The following is a 2,436-nucleotide window of genomic DNA, read 5'->3' as shown; positions in this document are numbered from 1 at the left end:
TTTAACGGCGCCTGTCTGCGTAAAATCTAAAATTTAAAGCTTAGCCCCCATGCTCTCTAATCTCGTGTTGCGGTTTTACTCTAGCCTGCGTTTAAAATTTGTGTTTCATGAAAATCTAAGCGCGATGCGAATGAAATTTTAAAACCTCCCCGTATTTTGCGGGCAAATCTAGCTAAAATTTCGCAAAATTCCTCGTTTAAATTCCACGTAAAATTCCATAAGAGTCTACATTTAAATCTCTAATCTAGTTGAAGTTTCTCACCCAGGCGCGCCCAAGCTTGCCTACAAGTTTAAATTTTACGCAGAGTGATATTAAAGGCTTTGGCACCCGCTTTGACCTCATCGCCTACTTGCAAGCCATCGGCTTCTGCATTGCTTAGCACCACTTCGCATAGCTGGCTGCCGATCGCCACGACAGCTACTTTGACCCCGTCGCGTGCTTGCAAATCGACAATCTTGCCCACGAAAGAAAACTTCTGAGAGCCGTTTGTTTTAAGAAAAATTTCCTCCGGCGTACCGGTGCGGACGATCCTGCCGTCCTTCATCTCATAAACCCGCTTGCAAAGCCTATAAATCTCGCTTATGTCGTGGCTTACCAAAATCACGGTCTGATGAAACTGCTCGTGGATTTTTAGCAGATACTCTTGGATTTTTTCGCGCATCGTAAAATCAAGCGCCGAAAGCGGCTCGTCAAGTAGCAAAATTTCAGGCTCTTGCATCAGTGCGCGAGCAAGTGCTACGCGCTGCTTCTGTCCGCCGCTAAGACCCTCGACGCCGGATTTCGCAAACTCGCTAAGCTCTAAAATTTCAAGCAGCATCGCAGCTTTTTGCGGATCGTTTCTGGCAAAAAGCAGATTGCCTGTCACGCTCATATTCTCAAAAAGTGCGTAGTCTTGAAACAAAAAGCCGATCCTGCGCTTGCCCGCACTTAAGAATTCATTGCCTTCTTGCAGCACACGATCGCCGTCTTTTATGCTACCACTATCTGCGCGCAAAAATCCCGCTAAAATGCGCAGCAGTGTAGTCTTACCGCTGCCGCTGCGCCCATATAGGCACACAAACGAGCCTTTGTTAATCTCTAAGCGAGCATCAATCGAGAAATCATCACTGATTTTTTTCTTACAATCAATCGTTATCATATTTTTCTATATATATCGCAGTGGCGCTAACGTATGCGAAAACCTCGTCGCCCTCGCGTAAAGCAAGCTCCTGCGCAGAATGCGCGCTAATGAGCACATCAAAGCTTATCTTGCCTTCAAACCTGAGCGTGCATAGAATTTCGCCCAAGCTTAGGCTCGTAATCTTGCCGTGAATTTCATTTTCGCTAGATATACCACTTAGGGCCTCGTGAGATAAAAGCACATCGGTGCTTTTAAAGCCCACGTAAACTTCGCTGCCCACCTTAAGCTCGCTACTTAGCTGCAGAAATACGCCACGCAGCTTGATGCCGCCCGCGATAAATCCTACTGAATGGATGCCGTCTTTTTGTAAAATTTCGTTGATTCTCGCTCTAATCATTAAAACTCGTATCCGTATTTAGCAAAGATCGCCCTGCCCTTATCGCTTAGGATAAAATCATAAAACGCCTTGGCTTCGGCATTGTCTTTGGCGCGATTTAGCACGACCATGCCTTGAGCTATCGGCTCGTACAGCTTAGTGTCGACCAAGACGAAATTTTCGCCCTCTTTGCAAGGCTTATCGTTACAGCCGTCCTTTGCCATCTTAGGCGCATACATCGCGCTGGCCGCGATAAAGCCGACGTCGGAAGCTTTAAGCGCTTGCGAAAGAGCCTCGCCGATCGATTTTGCTTCTACGATTTTGCCTTTGATCTCATCGTAAACTCCCGCTTTTTTGAAAGCTTCCACGCTTGCAGTGCCGTAAGGAGCAGTCTTTGGATTTGCTATCGAAATCGTTTTGACGCTAGGGTCTTTTAAAGCTTCAAGCCCCTTGCTAAGATCTACGCCGCGCACGCTAAACATCGCCACTTTGCCTTTGGCGTAAGTTTTGGCAGGCGCCGTCGCAAAGCCCTCTTTATGCAGATCGTCTGCAAATTTCATATCCGCCGCCATAAAAATATCAAACGGCGCGCCGTTTTTGATCTGCGTGCTAAGCGCACCGCTGGCGCCCAAGCTCACGTTTAGCGTAGTTTGCGGATGCAGCTTGGCAAATTCCGCCTTGATCTCGTCAAACGCATACGTCGTGTTCGCAGCTGCTGCTACGCTGATCTCGCCCGCGCTAAGCGCGCCTGCGGTTAAAATTCCTAAAAGCACTGCTTTTAACTTCATTTTATGCCTTTCGTTTCGGCTCTCGCCGAGAATTGAATTGTATCTAAAATTTTAAATTTACGCCTTAAATTTTATAAGTCGCAGTGCCGAAAAAACGGCATTTTTACGCATTAAAAGAAGTAAAATTTTAATCTATTTTTAGTAAAATTTA

3 protein-coding genes are annotated in these 2,436 nt (G+C 46.3%); all 3 read right to left on the bottom strand.

What is annotated here, in order from left to right:
* Positions 1–290: 290 nt before the first annotated feature.
* The 3 genes from Q0256_RS03880 to modA are packed head-to-tail and all read right to left on the bottom strand — an operon-like array spanning position 291 to position 2,285.
* Positions 291–1,139 (bottom strand): ABC transporter ATP-binding protein, encoded by an 849-nt coding sequence (locus tag Q0256_RS03880; RefSeq protein ID WP_297960205.1) that lies wholly within the window; start codon positions 1,137–1,139, stop codon positions 291–293.
* Positions 1,126–1,518 carry a hypothetical protein gene (locus Q0256_RS03875; RefSeq protein WP_297960203.1) on the bottom strand — a complete coding sequence of 131 codons (393 nt, stop codon included), beginning with the start codon at positions 1,516–1,518 and terminating at the stop codon, positions 1,126–1,128. The genes Q0256_RS03880 and Q0256_RS03875 overlap by 14 nt, the downstream gene beginning before the upstream one ends.
* Positions 1,518–2,285, bottom strand: a complete 768-nt coding sequence (gene modA, locus Q0256_RS03870) for a molybdate ABC transporter substrate-binding protein (RefSeq protein WP_297960201.1) — start codon at positions 2,283–2,285, stop codon at positions 1,518–1,520. The genes Q0256_RS03875 and modA overlap by 1 nt, the downstream gene beginning before the upstream one ends.
* Positions 2,286–2,436: the final 151 nt, after the last annotated feature.

Origin of the sequence: uncultured Campylobacter sp., assembly GCF_937949835.1 — a bacterium.
Classification (GTDB): domain Bacteria; phylum Campylobacterota; class Campylobacteria; order Campylobacterales; family Campylobacteraceae; genus Campylobacter_B.
This window is presented reverse-complemented; position numbering and strand designations above follow the sequence as displayed.

Excerpts from the sequence above, each read along its gene's own strand:
- Q0256_RS03880 (WP_297960205.1), bottom strand. The coding sequence starts at position 1,139 with ATGATAACGATTGATTGTAAGAAAAAAATCAGTGATGATTTCTCGATT.
- Q0256_RS03875 (WP_297960203.1), bottom strand. The coding sequence starts at position 1,518 with ATGATTAGAGCGAGAATCAACGAAATTTTACAAAAAGACGGCATCCAT.
- modA (WP_297960201.1), bottom strand. The coding sequence starts at position 2,285 with ATGAAGTTAAAAGCAGTGCTTTTAGGAATTTTAACCGCAGGCGCGCTT.